Origin of the sequence: Vibrio sp. RE86 (assembly GCF_013114545.1) — a bacterium.
Lineage (GTDB): Bacteria > Pseudomonadota > Gammaproteobacteria > Enterobacterales > Vibrionaceae > Vibrio.
Window position 1 is genome coordinate 1 of sequence record NZ_VTXI01000025.1, and the last position, 19275, is coordinate 19275.

Genomic DNA, 19275 nt, shown 5'->3' on the forward strand with positions numbered 1-19275 from the left:
GTGCGACGGGTGACACAGGTCCAACGGGTGACACAGGTCCAACGGGTGACACAGGTGCGACGGGTGATACCGGTGCGACGGGTGACACAGGTCCAACGGGTGATACCGGGCCAACGGGTGATACGGGCGCAATGGGTGACACAGGCCCAACGGGTGACACGGGTGCGACGGGTGATACCGGCCCAACGGGTGATACAGGCCCAACGGGTGACACAGGCCCAACGGGTGACACAGGTTCAACGGGTGACACAGGTCCAACGGGTGACACAGGTCCAACGGGTGATATAGGCCCGGCGGGTAGTTCAGGGGGTAAAGGAGACACAGGGCCAACCGGGCCTACAGGGCCTAGAGGAGCGGGTTTTAAAATCTTAGGCACCACGGTTATTAGTTCAGGTGGCAATGTTACATGGTATGATCGTGGTGGCTTAATATCAGCGCCATCGACCGTCACTTATAATACAACAAGCAAATCATTAGAAATGACCCTTGGTATCAACAACTTAGGGCCATATCATCACGTTTTCTTAATGAGAAACTCTGTCAGTGAACCTGCGGCCAGATGTGCCGTGTGGGCGGAAAACTTGTCTACTGACAAGTACCATATTCTTTGTTCAGATGCTTCAGGTGCTCCAATTGACTTGAGTGGAAGAAAACTATCAATATCTTTCACCTGGCAATAAGCAACCTAGACGAAAATGGGCAGTGCTAGACAACACTTATTGTTTAGCACTGTCATTTTTTGAGTCATTGAACTATTGAAGGGTATTCAATCGAGGATGGGATATTAAGGCGTAAAGACTCTACTTAAAGGTCACGCTATACGGCATTCTCACACTCCACATCGTAAACAAGATCGGATACTGTACTTGGACGAAGAATATTTTCATTAGGTATTTGGAATCGACACGCCATCATCTGGTTGTACATGTTCCAGTGATTGAACAGACACACTTGTTCGTCATCCGTTTCATCAGCCCAAGTCTCTTTCATAAACGGCGTTAAGCTAGCCGCGCCATGAGCGTACATCATCATCTGCCACTTGATTTCCCAAATCTTAACAGGTGTGTCAGGGTGATGAGTGTTGTAGTTATCCGCTAAACCGTGAACAAGCGCTTCGATTTCACCGCTATTATCAATAAAGTAGTCAAACAAGGCGTCTTCTTGTCGTACAGCATCAGCGATAAGCTGAATAGGTTGTTTAAATGCAAGCATGTGAGCAAGAAGACGAACCGAGAAAGTATAAAGCTTGACGTTAGAATCCGCGTCTTCAGGCATATGAGCAATGATTGTTCGCATGTACTTTTCCATATACAAATGCAAACCATCGCTAATGGCATACCAAATTTGCTCTTTACTGCCAAAGTGATGACGAATAAGGCTGTGTGATACACCCGCTTTCTCACTGATATTTCGAAGAGAGACTCGCTCATAACCTAGTTCACAAAATAGGTTCGTGGCGACTCGCATGATCTCACATTTGGTCTTTTCTGCGTCTTGCGCGCTTCTTCTGCCTTGCTTTCTTTCAGTCATAATCTCAATCAGTTTCCTTTAACACACTCTTTCTACCAGAAAAGCCGTGTCATTTCATCACTCAACCGCATAAACAGTATAGCCTACATTGGAGTTATATTGCACGGGTGGAAAATAAATATTGATCTCACGCATAATCCGCATATACTGCACGCCTGTGTAATAAATCAAGATGACAAACAATGATCACATCAATAAAAGGAATAAAGCATTTAGCACAGCTTGGAGTGATGGGGCTGATCCTTGTCTCGGTAGCAGGGTGTAATAAGGCTAATTCGGAAATTTCAGATCCTGTGATAAAGCCTGTAAAACTGATTGAAGTTCCAAACGCCAGTGCTGAACAATACGATTCATTTATCGCGAACATTGATGCGACTGAAAGAGCGTCTCTCTCGTTCCAAGTTTCTGGAGAGATACAATCAATAGCGGTAAAAATGGGAACGGCGGTGAAAAAGGGTGAGGTACTTGCTTCATTGGATCCGACTGACTACCAATTTGCTTATGAAGCGCGTCTAGCTGAGTTCGATCTTGCAAAAACGGCTTATCAGCGTGCAGAACAACTGCACAATAAAAAGCTCATCAGTGTCGATACCTTTGATCAAAGCTATACCACATACAAAGCGGCAGAGGCAGCATTAGAGCAATCGAAAACAGACCTCGATTACACGCAAATTATTGCGCCATTTGACGGTGTTATTTCGCTAACGCTGAGTAAGCAAAACCAAGTGGTTGCCGCGAGCCAACCGATACTAAACATCATAGACAACAGTGTGATGGATGTCGTTTTGACCATCCCTGTTAGTTATGCAGAGCAGTACGGGTTAAACCATATTGCTAATTCTTCTTTTGACGTCGTTATGGATAGCCATCGTGATGTGGTGATCCCTGCTGTCTTCAAAGAAATTTCGACACAACCGGACACGGATACCAATAGTTACAGCGCAAGTCTGACGTTTGAACGACCTAAGAAGATTAATTTGCTACCGGGCATGACTGCTCAAGTCCATTTATTAAAGCACGCCAATAGTCAAACGATCACGCTTGCTGATACCGCTTGGGTGAGCAAAATGGACAAGAAAGGTGAGCTATACCGATTCGATCAAGAGACGAAAATGATCAATAAGATTCAAGTCGAACTCGATGAAAAAGGCAATGTCATTGCAGGGTTAAACCAAGGTGACCTGATTGTAGAAGCGGGTGTAGAAAACCTATTACCTGGCCAACAAGTAAAAGCATGGACGAAAGAGGGCGGTATCTAAAATGCAACGTGCAAAACTCACATTGACGGCACTGTCACTCGCAACTTTGGTGGCTTGTACGCCAGACACTGAGCATCGACCAAATCACTCAATGATGGTAGAAACATTTACCGTATCACAAGCATCAGAAACCCAGTTTAGAACGTTCAACGGTCAAGTTATGCCCGCTGAACTTACCCCTTTAGCATTTCGTCGTGATGGTGAACTCTCATCGATTTTGGTTAAAGAGGGTGATCGAGTCTCAAAAGGTCAAACCGTCGCTATTCTTGATGACTCTAAAGCCAAACAGCAGCTAAACGATGCCCAAGCCAAGTTTGAACTCGCACTTAAACAGGTTAAGCGAGGCGAAGAGCTTCGAGCGAATAAGATGATCTCTCGAGCAGAACTTGATGAGCTGACCGCTAACTTCCAATTAGCAAAAGCCAACCTAGGTGCTGCCAAAGCGACGATGAGCTACATGAGACTAAGCGCTCCGTTCAGTGGCGTTATCTCATCTGTCGATAAGAAAAAATTCGAGAACGTGACACCTGGCGAGCAAGTCGTCTCTATCTATCAAGATGAGCAGGTCTACGTAAAGATCGAAGTGTCAGATTCAGTACTAGCCATGCTTAATCCTGAAGCGAGCTCTCAGGATTACCAACCGACAGCGACGTTTGCAGGCCATGAAGGCAACTACTCCGTGAGCTACTTAGAGCATACAAGTGAACTTCATCCACAGAGCCAAACTTACGAGCTGTGGTTAAAGATGAACCAACTTGAACATGAAATTTTACCGGGCACGAGTGCTCGCGTATCGGTCGATCTCGTTAAAGCTGGACTCAACACCTATCAAGCATACCAGTTACCGATGACAGCCATTGATGCTGGACGCTCTAGCCAAGATTTCTATGTGTGGAAGCTTGAGCAAGGTACTGCACATCGTTACCCCGTAACAGTAGATCAAATAACAGGTAATGGTGCGTTAGTCGGAAGTGGTATCCAGAAAGGCGATGAACTGATCAACTCAAATCTACGCAAACTGCGTGAAGGTATGGAAATTAAGGGAGCTGAGCTGTGAGCATTGCTGAGTACTCAATAAAAAACAAAGTCATTAGTTGGCTATTTCTCGTTATTTTAGCGATTGGGGGTTACACCTCATTTATGGACTTGGGTCGCTTAGAAGACCCTGCCTTTACGATCAAAGACGCCATGATAATCTCGACTTATCCAGGTGCAACATCGCAAGAGGTGGAAGAAGAACTAACGTATCCATTGGAAAAAGAGATCCGCAAGCTCCCTTATATCGATAAGATTACATCAACATCGTCCAATGGCATGTCTCAAATTATGGTGAGCATGGAAATGGAATATGGCCCAGATGAACTACCACAGATCTGGGATGAGATGCGTCGTAAAATCAATGACCTACAGCCTACATTACCTAGCGGTGTTAGCTCAGTTCAAATCATTGACGACTTCGGTGATGTATACGGCGTTATGCTGATGCTAACGGGCAGTGGTTATGACTACATTGAGCTTAAACGCTATGCAGACTACCTAAGCCGTGAACTTGAATTGGTCGATGGTGTGGGTAAAGTGGCGATTGCAGGCGATCAACAAGAGCAGTTGTTTGTTGAGGTTTCATTAGAGCGTCTTGCTGCTTTGAATTTAGATATGAATACGGTTGTGGGTTTACTTAGTCAACAAAACAGTGTTCAGTCTGCAGGCGAAGTGATGGTGAACGGTCAAACGTTGACGATTCGTCCTAATGGCACCATGAGTTCGGAGCAAGAGCTTCAAGAGCTGATCATTCATGGTCGCGATACCGGAAACCTAATTCGACTGAAAGATGTTGCGACGATCAGTCGTGGCATACAAGAGAAGCCATCCAATGTTGTGACGTTCAACGGCGAACCTGCGATTAACCTTGCTATCTCTTTTGGCGCAGGTGTAAACGTTGTTGAAGTAGGTAAAGCACTAGAAGCGGAACTCGAAGCCCTTGAAAGTATTCGTCCGGCTGGTGTGGACATCAACTACTTTTACAACCAATCAGCTGAAGTTGAGAAATCGGTTGATGACTTTATTGTCAGCTTAGGCCAAGCCGTTGCTATCGTCATTATCGTACTTCTGTTTGCTATGGGTCTTCGTAGCGGATTGATTATTGGTGCAGTATTGCTGCTGACAGTAATGGGTACGTTCATTCTAATGAAGCAAAACGATGTAGAGCTGCACCGAATCTCTCTAGGCGCACTTATCATCGCGTTGGGTATGCTGGTGGACAATGCCATTGTTGTTGTCGAAGGTATCCTTGTTGGACTGAAACGAGGCAAAACTAAGACGCAAGCCGCTATTGATATCGTCAAACAAACTCAATGGCCACTGCTTGGTGCAACCGTTATTGCGATTACTGCATTTGCGCCTATCGGCCTCTCAGAAGATGCAACCGGCGAATTTATGGGCTCTCTATTCTGGGTTCTATGTTACTCGCTGTTCTTAAGCTGGATCACTGCGCTAACGTTGACGCCGTTCTTAGCCGAATTGCTGTTAAAAGAAGAAAAATCAGACGCTTCTGAAGATGTAGACCCATATAAAGGTGTGCTGTTTACCGTGTTTGGTGCAAGTCTGAAATTTGCTCTTCGCTTCCGTTGGTTAACCGTTGTAAGTATGGTCGGTCTACTTGTCGTGGCTGTAGCTGGCTTTGGTATGGTGAAACAACAGTTCTTCCCACCATCAAACACACCAATGTTTTATGTTGATATGTGGATGCCAGAAGGCACGGATATACGTGAAACAATTAAAGAGACTAACAAGGTTGAGCAGTACATTCGCCAGCAAGATGATGTTGAATTTGTTTCGACGACATCAGGCCAAGGTTTACAGCGATTTGCGCTAACTTACCAACCAGAGAAGAGTTACGAAGCTTATACGCAGCTACAAGTTCGAACGACAGATCGTGAGACCATGTTTGAACTACTAGAGAAGCTTGATAACAATCTTCCAGTCACATTCAATAAACCGACGTTCCAGTTTAAGCTGATGGAGTTTGGCCCTTCACCAGCCTCAAAAATTGAAGCGCGTATCACAGGCCCTGACCCACAAGTACTACGCGATATCGCAGTTCAAGTCGAAGATGTGCTGCTGCAAGATCCTGGCTCACGAAATGTTCGTCATGACTGGCGTGAGCGCACGAAAGAGCTTGTTCCTCAATTCAACGAATCGAAAGCTCGACGTTTAGGTATCTCGAAAGAAGACTTATCCAATACGTTACAAATGGCGTTTGGTGGTACACCAATTGGTCTGCTTAGAGATGGCACACACATGCTGCCGATCATCGCTAGACTGCCAGAAGAGGAACGTATTGATTTTGAATCGTTAGGCAATGTGAAGATTTGGAGCCCGACGCTTCAAAGCTATATTCCAGTTGAACAAGTTATTGATGGCGTATCACTCGATTGGCAAGAACCGTTAATACAGCGTCGCGATCGAAAACGTACTTTAACAGTACTAGCAGACCACGATGTATTAGGTCACGAAACGCCGGCGAGTCTGTTTAGCCGAATTCAACCACAAGTTGAGGCTATTCCGCTGCCTGAAGGTTATGTTATCACTTGGGGTGGTGAGTACGAGTCATCTAAGGATGCACAGGAAGCGCTATTTGGTTCACTACCAATGGGTTATCTACTGATGTTTATCATCACTATGTTGTTGTTTAACTCATTCAGAAAGCCACTTGTTATTTGGTTTACGGTGCCACTGTCTATTATTGGTGTGTCGATTGGCTTACTCGCAACAGATATGCCGTTTAGCTTCACAGCGTTCTTAGGTTTGCTGAGTCTAAGTGGAATGATCTTGAAGAACGGCATCGTACTATTAGATCAGATTAATAGTGAGCTGGATTCAGGTAAGGACCCATATCAAGCGGTGTTTGATAGCGCGATCTCTCGTGTTAGACCCGTGAGTATGGCTGCACTGACGACCATTTTGGGTATGATTCCACTCGTATTTGATGCATTTTTTGGCTCTATGGCGATCACAATCATGGCAGGCCTAGGCTTTGCCACGGTACTTACGTTAATCGTGGTACCGGTATTATTCGCTATTTTTTATCGAATCAAACCATCCACTGCCGGATAAGTTAAAGGATTGACACCGATTCGTTTAAAGCCAGCCCGGAATAACTCCGGGCTTTTTTACGTCTGAATAAAATAGATTGGGTCGCTTAATACGACTTTGCGTTATTCATCAAAAGATAATAAAAATTAGACTTTGGTGTAATAAAGGGTTCTGGAGTAAATAGATAGACATCATTTACTTACATAGCCGATGTCGAAAACTAGTTTAAATAATAATTTTGAATATAGACCAAGGTGAAAATAAATAAACCGTAAGAATGTATCACTTAGGATGAAATAAATAACACAAAACTCAAGAGCGAAATGAATGTGTATTAAGATCATGAAAATATGCATATGAATCATTAAGTAATAAAATCAAAGGTTTATCTTTTGTTATGTATTTTGTTTATAGATTTAACCTCTTTAAAATCAGCGCCTTAAGGATTGGTTAACATCATTATAACATTTCATTCCATATGAGACCTTGCTCAACTTTATCGAAATATCGTTGATAAAATATTTGAAGTGTCACATTTGGATATTAACTTTAATAATTAAAGAACAGCGGATTTTATATTGATAAGTACATTTTTAAATATAAAACACCGTTGGCTAATGATTGTTTTGTTATTATTGCTGTTATGAATGGAGTCATTTAATGAAGAAGATCGCTTTGATTACAGGGTCGAAAGGTGGTATCGGTTCGGCTATTTCTGAACAACTCGTAAACGATGGATATCGTGTTATTGCCACATACTTCACGGGTAATTACGAGTGCGCACTTGAGTGGTTCAATGAAAAACAATTTTCGGAAGAGCAGGTTCGCCTTTTCGAGTTGGATGTAACCAATACTGAGCAGTGTGCAGAGCGATTAGCGCATCTCCTTCAAGAGGAAGGCACCGTAGATGTTGTGATCAACAATGCAGGTATTACTCGAGATGGCACGTTCAAAAAGATGGCCGCATCGGCGTGGAAAGACGTTATCGAAACTAATTTAAATAGTGTATTCAATGTGACACAACCACTGTTTTCGGCGATGTGTGAAAAAGGTAACGGGCGAGTCGTAAACATCTCCTCAGTTAATGGCTTGAAAGGGCAATTCGGTCAAACCAATTATTCTGCGGCTAAGGCTGGCATGATTGGGTTTTCAAAAGCGCTGGCCGCAGAAGGTGCACGCAACGGTGTAACGGTAAACGTAGTCGCACCGGGTTACACCGGTACACCAATGGTTGAAGCGATGAAGCCTGAAGTGCTTGAGTCAATTAAGGCTCAAATCCCAATGCGACGCTTAGCGAGCCCCGAAGAGATTGCTAAGTCCGTTTCATTTTTAGTCAGTGATGCAGGCGCGTACATTACAGGGGAAACACTCTCTGTTAATGGCGGCTTATACATGCATTAAGGAGAATACACATGGAACGTATCTTTATCGTCGGCGCGAAACGAACTCCAATTGGCGCATTTGGTGGAACATTGAAAGATATCTCGGCAGGTAACCTAGCATCGATCGCGATTTCTGGTGCGGTTTCGCAAAGCGGTGTGAGCGTCAATGAGATTGACGAAGTCATCGTAGGGAATGTAGTCAGCGCAGGTCAAGGTATGGGCGTTGGACGCCAAGCCGCTATTTATGCGGGCATTCCAAATGAGGTGCCAGCTTACTCTTTGAATATGGTCTGTGGTAGCGGCATGAAAGCTGTCATGGATGCTGCAAGTCATATCAGAGCAGGTGATGCGAAAGTTGTCGTCGCGGCTGGCGTAGAAGTCATGTCTCAGATTCCTTTTACGGCGCCGTCGAGTATTCGTGATGGGCACAAGATGGGCAACATGAATCTTACTGATTTGCTCATCAATGACGGCCTGACTGATGTGTATAACCAATACCATATGGGTGTGACGGCGGAAAACATCGCGAAAAAGCTCGATCTGACAAGAGAACAGCAAGATGAATACGCATTAGCGAGTCAACTTAAAGCGGTCTCGGCGATTGAAGCCGGAAAATTTGAACAAGAGATTGTCTCTGTTGATGTCAAAAAACGCCGTGAAACGATCGTATTCGATACGGATGAATACCCAAAGGCAGACGCCACAATGAGTGGGCTTGAAAAGCTTCGCCCTGCATTTGATAGAGCAGGAACGGTGACTGCGGGCAATGCTTCAGGTATCAACGATGGTGCGAGTGCTGTTGTAGTTGCAAATGAAACCGCAGTGAAAGAGCTTGGCTTAACACCAATGGCGGAGGTTGTTAGTTATGCGCAATCAGGGCTTGACCCAGAAATTATGGGACTTGGGCCAGTGGAAGCCGTTAGCAAAGCGCTAGTGAACGCCGATCTTACGATTGAACAGATCGATCTGTTCGAACTCAACGAAGCGTTTGCGGCTCAGGCACTTGGTGTCATTCACGAACTGGCTGATAAACATAAAGTGGCAGTGAACACCATTCTAGATAAAGCCAATGTTAATGGCGGTGCTATCGCATTGGGCCACCCACTTGGCGCGTCGGGTAACAGAATTCTCGTCTCCCTCATTCATGAGCTAAACCGCGGCGACAGCCAGTACGGCGTTGCTTCTTTGTGTGTGGGCGGGGGCATGGGTACCGCAGTTATTATCAAATCGATTAGCTAACTTATTAAATGGAATTAACTTAGGAGATTCTCCAATGTACACAGATTTTTTTAAAACATTTACTGACCAAACTGAAAAAAGCTTAGAACCATACCTAAAGTTCAACAAACTTGTGACAAAGAACGTGGAGGTTCTTACTGAGCTGCAACTCAACGCAATGCGCACATACAGCGATTTAGGTCTAGCGCAAATGAAAGCGGCAAGTGAGATCAAAGATGTGACTTCACTGACAGCGTTTAACAGCCAACAACTGGGTGCGTTGACTAAGTTGTCACAGCAAATGATGGAAGACAGCAACAAGCTGCAAGCTGTGGCGAAAGAGTTCAAAGATGATGTTGAACAGATGACTACGGAAAACCTTAAGACAGTGACTCCCGCATAACACTGCCTATTTTATGCCGCCGAAAGGCGGCTTTTTTTCCGAACTCAGGAGTCGCACCATGTTACATAACTTCTTTTCGGACTACCTTGTTAAGCTCCAAGAAACCAATCTAAAATGGTGGGAAGATCTAGAACTGAGCAGGGCAGCCGCAAACACTCCCCTTAATAAAGCAATGCAAGAAATCAATCTTGAGGACACAACGAAGTTGTTCGAGAGTGCGGTGAATCAACCTGCAGCATTGCTAAAAATCCAATCAGACTGGTGGCAACAGCAGCTTGAAATATGGCAAAACGTCGCACTTCAGGCGAGCGACAAAGAGGTCGTCTCTGCTGATAAAGGCGATAAACGATTCAGTCATGAAGAGTGGCAAAACGACCTCTACTTCAGTTTTATCAAGCAGTCTTATCTTTTGTTCAGCAAAACCTATCTCAATACCATCGACAGTATTGAAGGTTTGGATGAAAAGAGTAAAGAGAGAATCAGTTTCTTTTCTCGCCAGGCTATCAATGCACTTTCGCCAAGCAACTATATCGCAACCAATCCAGAGTTACTAAAACTCACTCTAGAGCAGAATGGTGAAAACCTCCTTACTGGTTTAGAGCAGCTTAAGGAAGATGCAGAATCGAGCGCAGATATCCTCAAGATTCGTATGACCAACAACAACGCGTTTCGCGTCGGAGAGGACATTGCGAATACCCAAGGGGATATCGTCTTTAAGAATGAACTGTTTGAGTTGATCCAATATAAGCCGCTTACAGAGCAAGTTCATGCAACGCCTTTGCTGATTGTTCCTCCATTTATCAATAAATACTACATATTGGATCTGCGAGAGAAAAACTCGATGGTTCGCTGGCTTCTAGAACAAGGACACTCAGTATTTATGATGTCCTGGCGTAACCCTGGAGCCGAACAGAAAGATGTGGAATTTGGTGACTACGTAACTGAAGGCGTCGCGAAGGCCGTAACGGCAATTGAAGAGATCACTGGCAAAGAGCAAATCAATGCGGCTGGCTATTGCATTGGAGGTACGGTTTTAGCTTCAACCATTGCTTATTACGCGGCGAAACGAATGAAGAAACGCATTAAAAGCGCATCATTCTTCACAACACTTCTCGACTTCTCACAACCAGGAGAAGTAGGGGCGTATATCAATGACACCATCATCAATGCCATCGAGCTTCAGAATAATGCCAAAGGCTATATGGATGGGCGCTCACTGAGTGTTACTTTCAGCCTATTACGTGAAAACAGTCTGTACTGGAACTATTACGTTGATAACTACTTGAAGGGCAAAAGTCCAGTCGACTTCGACCTTCTATATTGGAACAGTGATAGCACCAATGTGGCGGCAAAAACACATAACTTCATGCTGCGAGAGCTTTATCTAAACAACAAGCTTGTTGAAGAGAAAGGCGTTAAGGTTGGTGGTGTTTGGATTGACTTAAATAAGATAAAAGTTCCAAGTTATTTTGTGTCAACTAAAGAGGATCATATTGCACTTTGGCAAGGCACTTACCGTGGCGCGTTGAACGTGGGTGGTAACAAGACATTCGTGCTTGGTGAATCTGGTCATATTGCTGGCATAGTGAATCATCCAGCTAAAGGTAAATATGGTTTTTGGACCAATGATTCCCTCGATGAAAGTGCAGATGAATGGCTAACCAATGCATCACATACAGAAGGTTCATGGTGGGAACACTGGCACCAGTGGCTACTTGGCTTTGAGAATGATGAAAAGGTTGAGCCATTCAGAATCGGCAGTGAACAGTTCCCTGTTTTAGGTAGTGCTCCGGGTAACTATGTAAAGCAAGTGTTACCGATTGATGTCAACGAGTAATGATATTTGAAGGATAAAAAGCAAAAAACCTCTGGCGAAAGCGAGAGGTTTTTTTTTGTTTCTACGAAGTTTTTATTGAAATGGATATCGTTCGGTTGGGCTTACTATGAACTTATATTCTCATTGCGTATGTAGATGGCGATCACATTCGCTGAGTAAATAAAGTTTAGAATTCGAATTTTTATGTATAAAAATATCAATTGATATCATGCGTTCTAATTTTTATGTTTAAGTATCTGTAAATAAGGAGAAAAGTCCGAAATTATAAAACGGTGATTTAGGTCTGCAAAATCGGTTTAGCACAATTGTTAGCCAGAATAAAATTCGTAAATATTATCCCCAGAAATCGAGTGGTCCACTGTCCATTACTACTGTCCAATAGCGGAATGCTCGTTCATTTAAAGGCTGAAACCAGCCAATAACAATAAAATTACATTTTGGGGTTAACATGAAAAACACTTTTAAACTCTCTTTAGCTGCCGTACTTGTTTCGTCTGCAATGGCTGCAAATGCCGGCATCAGTATTGTTGATACAGAAGAAGCCAACTTTTCAGTAGGTGGTAATGTTGAGTTAAACTTCAACTATCAAGATCGTGAGTCTAACGAGAACAACGATGCCGAGTTCAACCAAGACGGACGTGTTCTTATTGAGTTTGCAGGTGAAAAATACACGAGCAATGGTCACTATGTTGGCGTGAAGGCGCAGCCGTTATTTGAAAGTACAGGTAACGTTGCACTCGATGATGCGTATTTTGAGTTTGGTAAGAAAGATAGCTGGGCAATCAAAGCGGGTCGTTTTGAAGCCTACGATATGTTCCCTGTTGGTCTAGATGTTTTCCTAGAGTATTCGGGTGATACTTCAAATGAGCTTTATACAGGTGACAGCGCATACGTTTATCAAATGAAAGAAGCTCGTGGACGCGGTTCTGACGGTCAGCTGATGTACAGTCAGAGCTTCGGTAACCTTTATGTTGAAGTCGGCACTATGATTGGCGATCGTTCGAATCTTTTCGCTGATACTTACCACGGTGTTGCGGTTGATCACGACAGTTCGAAAGACTCTTTCTTAGTTCGCCCAGTTGTATCTTACGCTATGGGTGATTTTACGGTCGCAGCCTCGATGGAAACGAATTTAATCAGTGACGCTATTGTTGATGTGCAAGGTAAGGACATTTCAGATCGTACTGGTTACGGCTTAACAGGTAATTGGAATAACGGTGCACTAAACCTGAACGCTAACTTTGCCTACCTAGATGCTGTTGATGAAACGAATATGACCGCAGGGGTCAACGCACTATACAGCAACTTTGGTATTGGTTATGTCTATGGCGCGAACGAATACGATTCAAGCTGGGCGAAAGGCGATGTGAACGTAAACACAGCTTATGCTTCATACGAATTTGAGAATGTACTAGAAGTCCAAGATTTCTCGGTACTGCTAGGGACTTACTACACAACAGTGAAAAACGATACCGATAATGCGACTGCGTTTTCTGAAGATGATGACTTTGGTGCACGTGTTCGTTTGTTCTACGAGTTCTAATCTGTCTTGAGGAACTTCCTCGTTTCGCGGAGCCAAATGGCTCCGCTTTTTTGTTTGTATTACTGGGCTCGATCTGTTTAATTAATTATATCAATCGTACTTGAGGGAATAGGCATGAAAACAATTGGAGTGATTGGTGGTATGAGCTGGGAATCAACCGCTACGTACTACAAAATGCTCAATGAAGGGGTTAAGCAAGCGCTTGGTGGCTTACATTCAGCCAAGATTATTCTGAACAGTGTTGATTTCGCAGAGATAGAGGCACTTCAGCGCAGTGGTGAGTGGGATAAAAACGCAGACATACTGTGTAAAGCCGCCCAATCTCTCGAAAAAGCAGGAGCTGACTTTGTATTGATTGCGACTAATACGATGCACAAAGTCGCTGAACAAGTCGAAGAGTCAGTTTCTATACCTTTACTCCATATTGCTGATGCAACAGGACATAAACTTGTAGAGCAAGGGATCACTAAAGTTGGATTACTCGGTACGGCGTTTACTATGGAACAAGCGTTCTATAAGGATAGACTGACCGAGAAGTTCGGCATTGAAGTCGTCGTTCCAAATGGGGTTCAGCGTAAGCTGGTTCATGATGTAATTTACAATGAGCTTTGCTTGGGTAAGATTTCACGCCGTTCGAAAGATGATTACCACACCATTATTGCAGACTTAGCTGAAAATGGGGCACAAGGGATTATTCTTGGCTGTACCGAAATAGGTTTGCTCGTATCTCAAGACGAAACCGACGTGAAGTTGTTTGATACCGTAGAGATACATGCTGAAATGGCAGTAGCGAAAGCGGTTCAATAACGCTTAAGTGAGTTTGGGCGACATACAGTCGCCCAAATACATATCAATGACTGAAAACTAAAAAAAGAAAGTTAAAATTGGTCCGTTATCAGCTTGATCAATTCAGATTCCGTTTCAGGGGTCTTTTTCAACTCGACCTCGCACGAAGCCCCACCTTTTAGCATGTACGCACTGCTCGTACAGTGATCATGGTGAAACCATTTTCCGTTTACACAAACATCTGTGTAGCAGCGAGGATCCTTTTTAAGTTCCATTTCCATGCGGTTACTCCTTGTTAAATTACCGTTAACACAATAACAACATAACCTTGTTTTGAATGTGGTTAATTGATCTAGATCAACGAATGTCGACCACTATACTAAGGTAGTAACTGATAACTTTTTATTGGAACGAAAAAGGGAATCGAGCAACTGCTTCTCATCAGTAATAGCGCAAAGTGATCTGGCGTCGTTTAGCTGCTAATGAACGAATACGCTCAAGCAATTCACGTCTTTTGTACTGACTAAACAGTCCGTCAACACCACCTAAAATCAAAATCTTAGTCATACTTTGCTCCATAAATTGAGTCTTTACGAGAGATGCGCCCCAATATAGAAATTTAAATTAGCAAAGCCTAATATTTGCAGGGCTAAATTTAAAATGCCTAAATTAGCATTGACTAAATTACATTAATTAGTAAACTCTAAATTAATGTCGAAAAGATTGGAATGGCCGGTGTGGAAGTTAAACAGTTAGACAATATGAAGCAAAACGTTCTAGAAGCATCAGAATTGCTCAGAGTCATGTCCCACCCTGAAAGGTTAATGGTGCTGTGCCAACTCACACAGGGCGAGGTGGGGGTAGGTGAGTTACAACGTCACTCTAGTTTAAGCCAGTCAGCGCTGTCCCAGCACTTAACAGTATTGAGAAAACACAACTTGGTCGGCGTTCGCAAATCCTCTCAGCAAGTCTTCTATTCTCTTTTAGACCCACGAATAGAAACGCTTATTGGGACGCTTCATCATCTATTTTGTGAATCTGTGGAGGCTTAAATGTTTGAACTTATTCCTTGGTCATCTTTGTTTGGCGGTATGTTGTTAGGAGTCTCAGCGACACTGCTTATGGTGGTGAATGGACGTACAGCGGGTATTAGCGGGATATTAAATGGCGTCTTAACACCTAAAAAGAACAACACCTCTTGGCGAGTGCTGTTTCTCATTGGCATGGTGTTAGGGGGCGTATCTGCGGTCGTTGCTTTGAACATTGATACCCCAAACTTTGCACAGCTTTCTTCATCTACGCTTGTCATTGGTGGACTGCTTGTGGGGTTTGGAACTCGACTAGCCAATGGATGTACCAGCGGCCATGGTATATGTGGGATGGGACGCTTATCCAAGCGCTCAATTGTCGCGACATGCGTGTTCATGTTGACCGCCGCCGTGACTGTTTATATCAGCTTAAATTAGAAGGGGCTATCGCCATGAAAACTGTGATTATTCGTTTAATGCCTCTCATTAGCGGTATTTTGTTTGGAGTTGGTATGGCTCTATCTGGAATGATCGACCCAGAGAAAGTCATTGGATTCCTAAATGTCACTGGTAACTGGGATCCAAGCCTAGCGTTTGTCATGGGTGGGGCACTGTTGGTGTTTATGCCGAGTTATTTCTTGTTCATTGAGCCCAAAATGCAAACGTTAAGTGGTGATTCTATTCCTGCCGTGACCAACCAAAAGATAGATTCAAGGCTGCTGACTGGCTCAGCTCTCTTCGGTATCGGGTGGGGGCTTGTAGGGATTTGTCCAGGCCCAGCGATTTCGAGCTTAATGATCGGCGGGCTCCCAGTTATTATTTTTCTAAGCTCAATGATAATAGGTTCACTACTGGCAATGAATCTTGCAAGTAGTGAACCGAAAGTATCATTAGCGAGTCGTAATCAATGACGTTACTGGGCAGTGGTCACTCATTTGATACTTAAGCACGTCGTCGGTCGAATAAGTGACCTGCTTTGGAATGGTAAACGCGAGATCGTCACTTACGACAATATGGTCAATCAGAGAGCGAAATTGATGTGTTCTCTTCGGGTTCTTGTTTGATCTGACTTTACATAGCGCCTTACTCTTTTGGCTCGCGAGTAGGGCGTTACTATTTTTCGAGATACGCTCCCATAGCCAATCCCCCCGATAACTCATGTTGTGGTTGAAGTCTCCTAATACGACGTACGATTGATTGTTGCGCTCGCGTTCTCGAATCCAAGTGTTTAACGCTGCGCCTTGAGACTTTAATGTTTTACACGCGTCGCTGTTGTTATATGCACCTGAACAGCGCGCTTTCAAGTGAACAGATAATACATGGATTGGCGTATTGCTGTCAGGGTGAATAACAACGTAGCTGGCAAATCTGAGTTTGCTTCTAGGGTTGGTGTCGAGTTGAATATCTGGCTGATTATTCACTTCAATCCCTTTTCTTACTGCAAACCCAGTAAACTGGTTAATGTCACTGAATTGCTGTGCTTGATACGCTTTAGTGTTTCTATCTGAAAAGATGACTTGGTATCCGTCACCAATGATTCGTCGCAATGCTTTTTCGTCATTTACTTCTTGGAAAGCGATGATGTCACTGTTCATTTTATCGCTGTAGTTCTGTAAGGCTTGGTAATCCGAACCGTCTCGCATTGAGGCTGAGAACTTTGGATCGGGTGTGCTGCTTAGCCATTCTAAATTCCAAGTGGTAAAACTGGTTTGCGAAAATGCAGTACAAGAAAATGTAAGTGATAAAAGTGAAATTAGTGAGCGTTTTTTCAACGTATCCATAGCTTAAGCCCTAACGATTTTTCTACAGCCTTTATCCGATAAGCCATCGTAAAAAATCAAGCTAAAATCATCGGAAATTTCTTAATTACATACATTTCTTTGCATCTGAGATCGATGCCCAGAAGATTGAACTGTTCTTAACCTAGGGTCTCTTTTTATTGATCAAAATCAATACTTTTTAACCCTCCATCTCGTTAAATACGGCCACAACATATTGTGTTAGCTCAATAATAAATCGCCTATATAGTGTATTTGTGGATAACTCTGTGAGTATACTAAGGGTAAGGAGAATCAGTGAAACCAATCGTAATCAAGCGTGATGGGTCGAGAGCACCATTTAGTCGAGACCGCATCCAAGCAGCAGTGGAAGCCGCAGCCGATCACAACAGCCAAGAGTTAGCAATCTATGCGTTAAATGTCGCATTGGCCGTTGAGTTGAAGTTACAAGATCGCGATGAAGTTGAAATCACTGAAGTTCAAAGTTTGGTTGAAGATGAACTCATGCAAGGCCCGTACAAAGGCTTGGCTCGTTCGTACATTGAATACCGTCATGACCGCGACACAGCGCGTGAAAAGCAGAGTGCATTAACGCAAGAGATCGAAGGATTGATCGAAGAGAGCAACCTTGATCTAATCAATGAGAATGCCAACAAAGACGGTAAAGTTATTCCGACTCAACGCGATCTTCTCGCTGGCATTGTCGCTAAACATTACGCTAAAACGCATATCTTACCGCGTGACATTGTTCAAGCTCATGAGCAGGGTGATATCCATTACCATGATCTAGATTACGCACCGTTCTTCCCGATGTTTAACTGTATGCTCATCGACCTTCAAGGCATGCTGACCAGCGGCTTTAAAATGGGTAACGCGGAGATTGATACGCCAAAGTCCATTTCAACAGCAACAGCGGTAACGGCACAAATCATCGCGCAAGTGGCAAGCCACATTTATGGCGGTACGACGATTAACCGTATTGATGAAGTACTTGAGCCTTACGTAATAACCAGTTACGAGAAGCACTTAGAGATCGCGAAAGAGTGGGAGATTCCAAACCCTGAAGCGTTCGCGACAGCACGCACTGAAAAAGAGTGTTATGACGCATTCCAATCTCTTGAATACGAAGTAAACACACTGCACACAGCGAACGGTCAAACTCCTTTTGTTACTTTTGGCTTCGGTCTAGGTACAAGCTGGGCTTCACGCCTTATTCAGCAATCCATTTTGAAAAACCGTATCGCAGGTCTTGGTAAGAACCGTAAAACTGCAGTATTTCCTAAACTGGTGTTTGGCATCAAAGATGGCCTAAACCACAAAGCGGAAGATCCAAACTACGATATTAAAAAGTTAGCGCTTGAGTGTGCGTCTAAGCGTATGTACCCAGACATTTTGAACTACGACAAGCTGGTGGAAATCACAGGCTCATTCAAAACGCCAATGGGTTGTCGTTCATTCTTAGGCACTTACGAAGAAAATGGCGAGCTTGTACACGAAGGACGTAACAACCTCGGAGTGGTGAGCTTAAACCTACCTCGTATCGCAATTAAAGCAAATGGTAGCGAATCTAAGTTCTACGAATTACTTGATGAGAAACTTAAGCTTGCACGTCGAGCACTAGAAACACGTATCACGCGCCTAGAAAACGTAAAAGCACGTGTAGCGCCAATCCTATATATGGAAGGGGCGTGTGGTGTTCGCTTAAAAGCAGACGATTCTATTGCAGATATCTTTAAGAATGGCCGCGCTTCTATTTCTCTGGGTTACATTGGCATTCACGAGACTGCAAACGCACTGTTTGGTACTGAAGCGCATGTCTACGATGATGAAATACTGCGTCAAAAAGCACTTGGCATCATTGCGTACATGAAAGAAGCAGTAAATACATGGACAGATGAAACAGGCTACGGCTTCAGTCTTTACGGCACACCGAGTGAAAACCTATGTAGTCGCTTCTGTCGCATCGATAACAAAGAGTTCGGTGTGATTAAAGGTGTTACTGACAAAGGGTATTACACGAACAGTTTTCACCTAGACGTAGAGAAGAAGGTCAACCCATACGACAAGATTGACTTTGAAATGCCGTACCCAGAGATCTCAAGTGGTGGCTTTATCTGTTATGGCGAGTTCCCGAACATGCAACGCAACATCGAAGCACTCGAGAATGTGTGGGATTACAGCTACAGCCGTGTTCCTTACTACGGAACAAACACGCCAATTGATGAGTGCTATGAGTGTGGTTACATGGGTGAGTTTGACTGTACAAGTAAAGGCTTTACCTGCCCAAGTTGTGGTAATCATGACTCGACGAAAGTATCGGTAACACGTCGAGTGTGTGGTTACCTTGGTAGTCCTGATGCTCGACCATTTAACTTTGGTAAACAAGAAGAAGTTAAACGTCGTGTAAAACACCTTTAAC

Annotated in this window: 17 protein-coding genes and 1 pseudogene; 14 read left to right on the forward strand and 4 right to left on the reverse strand. The window is 43.8% G+C overall.

Annotation, left to right across the window (positions count from 1 at the left end; genetic code table 11):
• Positions 1-680, forward strand: a pseudogene (locus F0231_RS21175) (hypothetical protein); the annotation flags it as partial.
• A gap of 136 nt (positions 681-816) precedes the next feature.
• Here F0231_RS21175 and F0231_RS18385 read toward each other — a convergent pair.
• The gene (locus F0231_RS18385; RefSeq protein WP_171761148.1) at positions 817-1530 is read right to left on the reverse strand and encodes a TetR/AcrR family transcriptional regulator; all 714 of its coding nucleotides are present in this window, start codon (positions 1528-1530) and stop codon (positions 817-819) included.
• 182 nt (positions 1531-1712) lie between these two features.
• On the opposite strand from F0231_RS18385, the gene F0231_RS18390 reads away from it, so the two are divergent.
• The 9 genes from F0231_RS18390 (at position 1713) to F0231_RS18430 (ending at position 14071) form a co-directional block, all read left to right on the forward strand.
• A complete protein-coding gene (locus F0231_RS18390) occupies positions 1713-2789 on the forward strand; it encodes an efflux RND transporter periplasmic adaptor subunit (protein WP_171761149.1) in 1077 nt (358 codons plus the stop codon).
• A gap of 1 nt (position 2790) precedes the next feature.
• A complete protein-coding gene (locus tag F0231_RS18395) occupies positions 2791-3846 on the forward strand; it encodes an efflux RND transporter periplasmic adaptor subunit (protein ID WP_171761150.1) in 1056 nt (351 codons plus the stop codon).
• Complete coding sequence (locus F0231_RS18400) at positions 3843-6902, forward strand: efflux RND transporter permease subunit (RefSeq protein ID WP_171761151.1); 3060 nt, start codon at positions 3843-3845, stop codon at positions 6900-6902. Before F0231_RS18395 ends, F0231_RS18400 begins: the two co-directional genes overlap by 4 nt.
• 639 nt (positions 6903-7541) lie before the next feature.
• Positions 7542-8282 carry an SDR family oxidoreductase gene (locus F0231_RS18405; protein WP_171761152.1) on the forward strand — a complete coding sequence of 247 codons (741 nt, stop codon included), beginning with the start codon at positions 7542-7544 and terminating at the stop codon, positions 8280-8282.
• Positions 8283-8293: 11 nt separating this feature from the next.
• The gene (locus F0231_RS18410) at positions 8294-9502 is read left to right on the forward strand and encodes an acetyl-CoA C-acetyltransferase (RefSeq protein WP_171761153.1); all 1209 of its coding nucleotides are present in this window, start codon (positions 8294-8296) and stop codon (positions 9500-9502) included.
• Positions 9503-9536: 34 nt separating this feature from the next.
• The gene (locus F0231_RS18415) at positions 9537-9884 is read left to right on the forward strand and encodes a phasin family protein (RefSeq protein ID WP_171761154.1); all 348 of its coding nucleotides are present in this window, start codon (positions 9537-9539) and stop codon (positions 9882-9884) included.
• A gap of 58 nt (positions 9885-9942) precedes the next feature.
• Positions 9943-11721 carry a class I poly(R)-hydroxyalkanoic acid synthase gene (gene phaC, locus F0231_RS18420; RefSeq protein WP_171761155.1) on the forward strand — a complete coding sequence of 593 codons (1779 nt, stop codon included), beginning with the start codon at positions 9943-9945 and terminating at the stop codon, positions 11719-11721.
• Positions 11722-12169: 448 nt separating this feature from the next.
• On the forward strand, positions 12170-13264 hold the full coding sequence (locus F0231_RS18425) for a carbohydrate porin (protein ID WP_171761156.1): 1095 nt from the start codon (positions 12170-12172) through the stop codon (positions 13262-13264).
• 114 nt (positions 13265-13378) lie between these two features.
• Positions 13379-14071, forward strand: coding sequence for an aspartate/glutamate racemase family protein (locus F0231_RS18430; RefSeq protein WP_171761157.1), 693 nt, complete (start codon positions 13379-13381; stop codon positions 14069-14071).
• Positions 14072-14142: 71 nt separating this feature from the next.
• On the opposite strand, the gene F0231_RS18435 is transcribed toward F0231_RS18430, so the two are convergent.
• A complete protein-coding gene (locus tag F0231_RS18435; protein WP_171761206.1) occupies positions 14143-14325 on the reverse strand; it encodes a hypothetical protein in 183 nt (60 codons plus the stop codon).
• A gap of 166 nt (positions 14326-14491) precedes the next feature.
• Positions 14492-14617, reverse strand: a complete 126-nt coding sequence (locus tag F0231_RS21180) for a hypothetical protein (protein ID WP_301337929.1) — start codon at positions 14615-14617, stop codon at positions 14492-14494.
• Positions 14618-14778: 161 nt separating this feature from the next.
• On the opposite strand from F0231_RS21180, the gene F0231_RS18440 reads away from it, so the two are divergent.
• Genes F0231_RS18440 through F0231_RS18450 form a run of 3 tightly spaced genes read left to right on the forward strand, consistent with a single transcriptional unit; the run spans position 14779 to position 15989 of the window.
• Positions 14779-15102: a metalloregulator ArsR/SmtB family transcription factor gene (locus F0231_RS18440; protein ID WP_253825831.1), complete on the forward strand. Its 324-nt coding sequence runs from the start codon at positions 14779-14781 to the stop codon at positions 15100-15102.
• Positions 15103-15516, forward strand: a complete 414-nt coding sequence (locus F0231_RS18445; protein WP_171761158.1) for a YeeE/YedE family protein — start codon at positions 15103-15105, stop codon at positions 15514-15516. It abuts the gene before it with no gap.
• A 14-nt stretch (positions 15517-15530) separates the two neighbouring features.
• Positions 15531-15989: a YeeE/YedE family protein gene (locus F0231_RS18450; RefSeq protein ID WP_171761159.1), complete on the forward strand. Its 459-nt coding sequence runs from the start codon at positions 15531-15533 to the stop codon at positions 15987-15989.
• Here the strand turns inward: F0231_RS18450 and F0231_RS18455 are convergent.
• Positions 15969-16859: an endonuclease/exonuclease/phosphatase family protein gene (locus F0231_RS18455; RefSeq protein ID WP_171761160.1), complete on the reverse strand. Its 891-nt coding sequence runs from the start codon at positions 16857-16859 to the stop codon at positions 15969-15971. The genes F0231_RS18450 and F0231_RS18455 overlap by 21 nt on opposite strands.
• Before the next feature lie 294 nt (positions 16860-17153).
• Between F0231_RS18455 and nrdD the strand changes: the two genes are divergently transcribed.
• The gene (gene nrdD / locus F0231_RS18460) at positions 17154-19274 is read left to right on the forward strand and encodes an anaerobic ribonucleoside-triphosphate reductase (RefSeq protein WP_171761161.1); all 2121 of its coding nucleotides are present in this window, start codon (positions 17154-17156) and stop codon (positions 19272-19274) included.
• The last annotated feature ends 1 nt before the right edge of the window (position 19275 follow it).

Coding starts and splice junctions, on each gene's coding strand:
- F0231_RS18425 (WP_171761156.1), top strand. CDS start 12,170: ATGAAAAACACTTTTAAACTCTCTTTAGCTGCCGTACTTGTTTCGTCT.
- F0231_RS21180 (WP_301337929.1), bottom strand. CDS start 14,617: ATGACTAAGATTTTGATTTTAGGTGGTGTTGACGGACTGTTTAGTCAG.
- F0231_RS18395 (WP_171761150.1), top strand. CDS start 2,791: ATGCAACGTGCAAAACTCACATTGACGGCACTGTCACTCGCAACTTTG.
- F0231_RS18450 (WP_171761159.1), top strand. CDS start 15,531: ATGAAAACTGTGATTATTCGTTTAATGCCTCTCATTAGCGGTATTTTG.
- phaC (WP_171761155.1), top strand. CDS start 9,943: ATGTTACATAACTTCTTTTCGGACTACCTTGTTAAGCTCCAAGAAACC.
- F0231_RS18430 (WP_171761157.1), top strand. CDS start 13,379: ATGAAAACAATTGGAGTGATTGGTGGTATGAGCTGGGAATCAACCGCT.
- F0231_RS18390 (WP_171761149.1), top strand. CDS start 1,713: ATGATCACATCAATAAAAGGAATAAAGCATTTAGCACAGCTTGGAGTG.
- F0231_RS18415 (WP_171761154.1), top strand. CDS start 9,537: ATGTACACAGATTTTTTTAAAACATTTACTGACCAAACTGAAAAAAGC.
- F0231_RS18455 (WP_171761160.1), bottom strand. CDS start 16,859: ATGGATACGTTGAAAAAACGCTCACTAATTTCACTTTTATCACTTACA.
- F0231_RS18440 (WP_253825831.1), top strand. CDS start 14,779: ATGGCCGGTGTGGAAGTTAAACAGTTAGACAATATGAAGCAAAACGTT.
- F0231_RS18405 (WP_171761152.1), top strand. CDS start 7,542: ATGAAGAAGATCGCTTTGATTACAGGGTCGAAAGGTGGTATCGGTTCG.
- F0231_RS18435 (WP_171761206.1), bottom strand. CDS start 14,325: ATGGAACTTAAAAAGGATCCTCGCTGCTACACAGATGTTTGTGTAAAC.
- F0231_RS18445 (WP_171761158.1), top strand. CDS start 15,103: ATGTTTGAACTTATTCCTTGGTCATCTTTGTTTGGCGGTATGTTGTTA.
- F0231_RS18410 (WP_171761153.1), top strand. CDS start 8,294: ATGGAACGTATCTTTATCGTCGGCGCGAAACGAACTCCAATTGGCGCA.
- F0231_RS18385 (WP_171761148.1), bottom strand. CDS start 1,530: ATGACTGAAAGAAAGCAAGGCAGAAGAAGCGCGCAAGACGCAGAAAAG.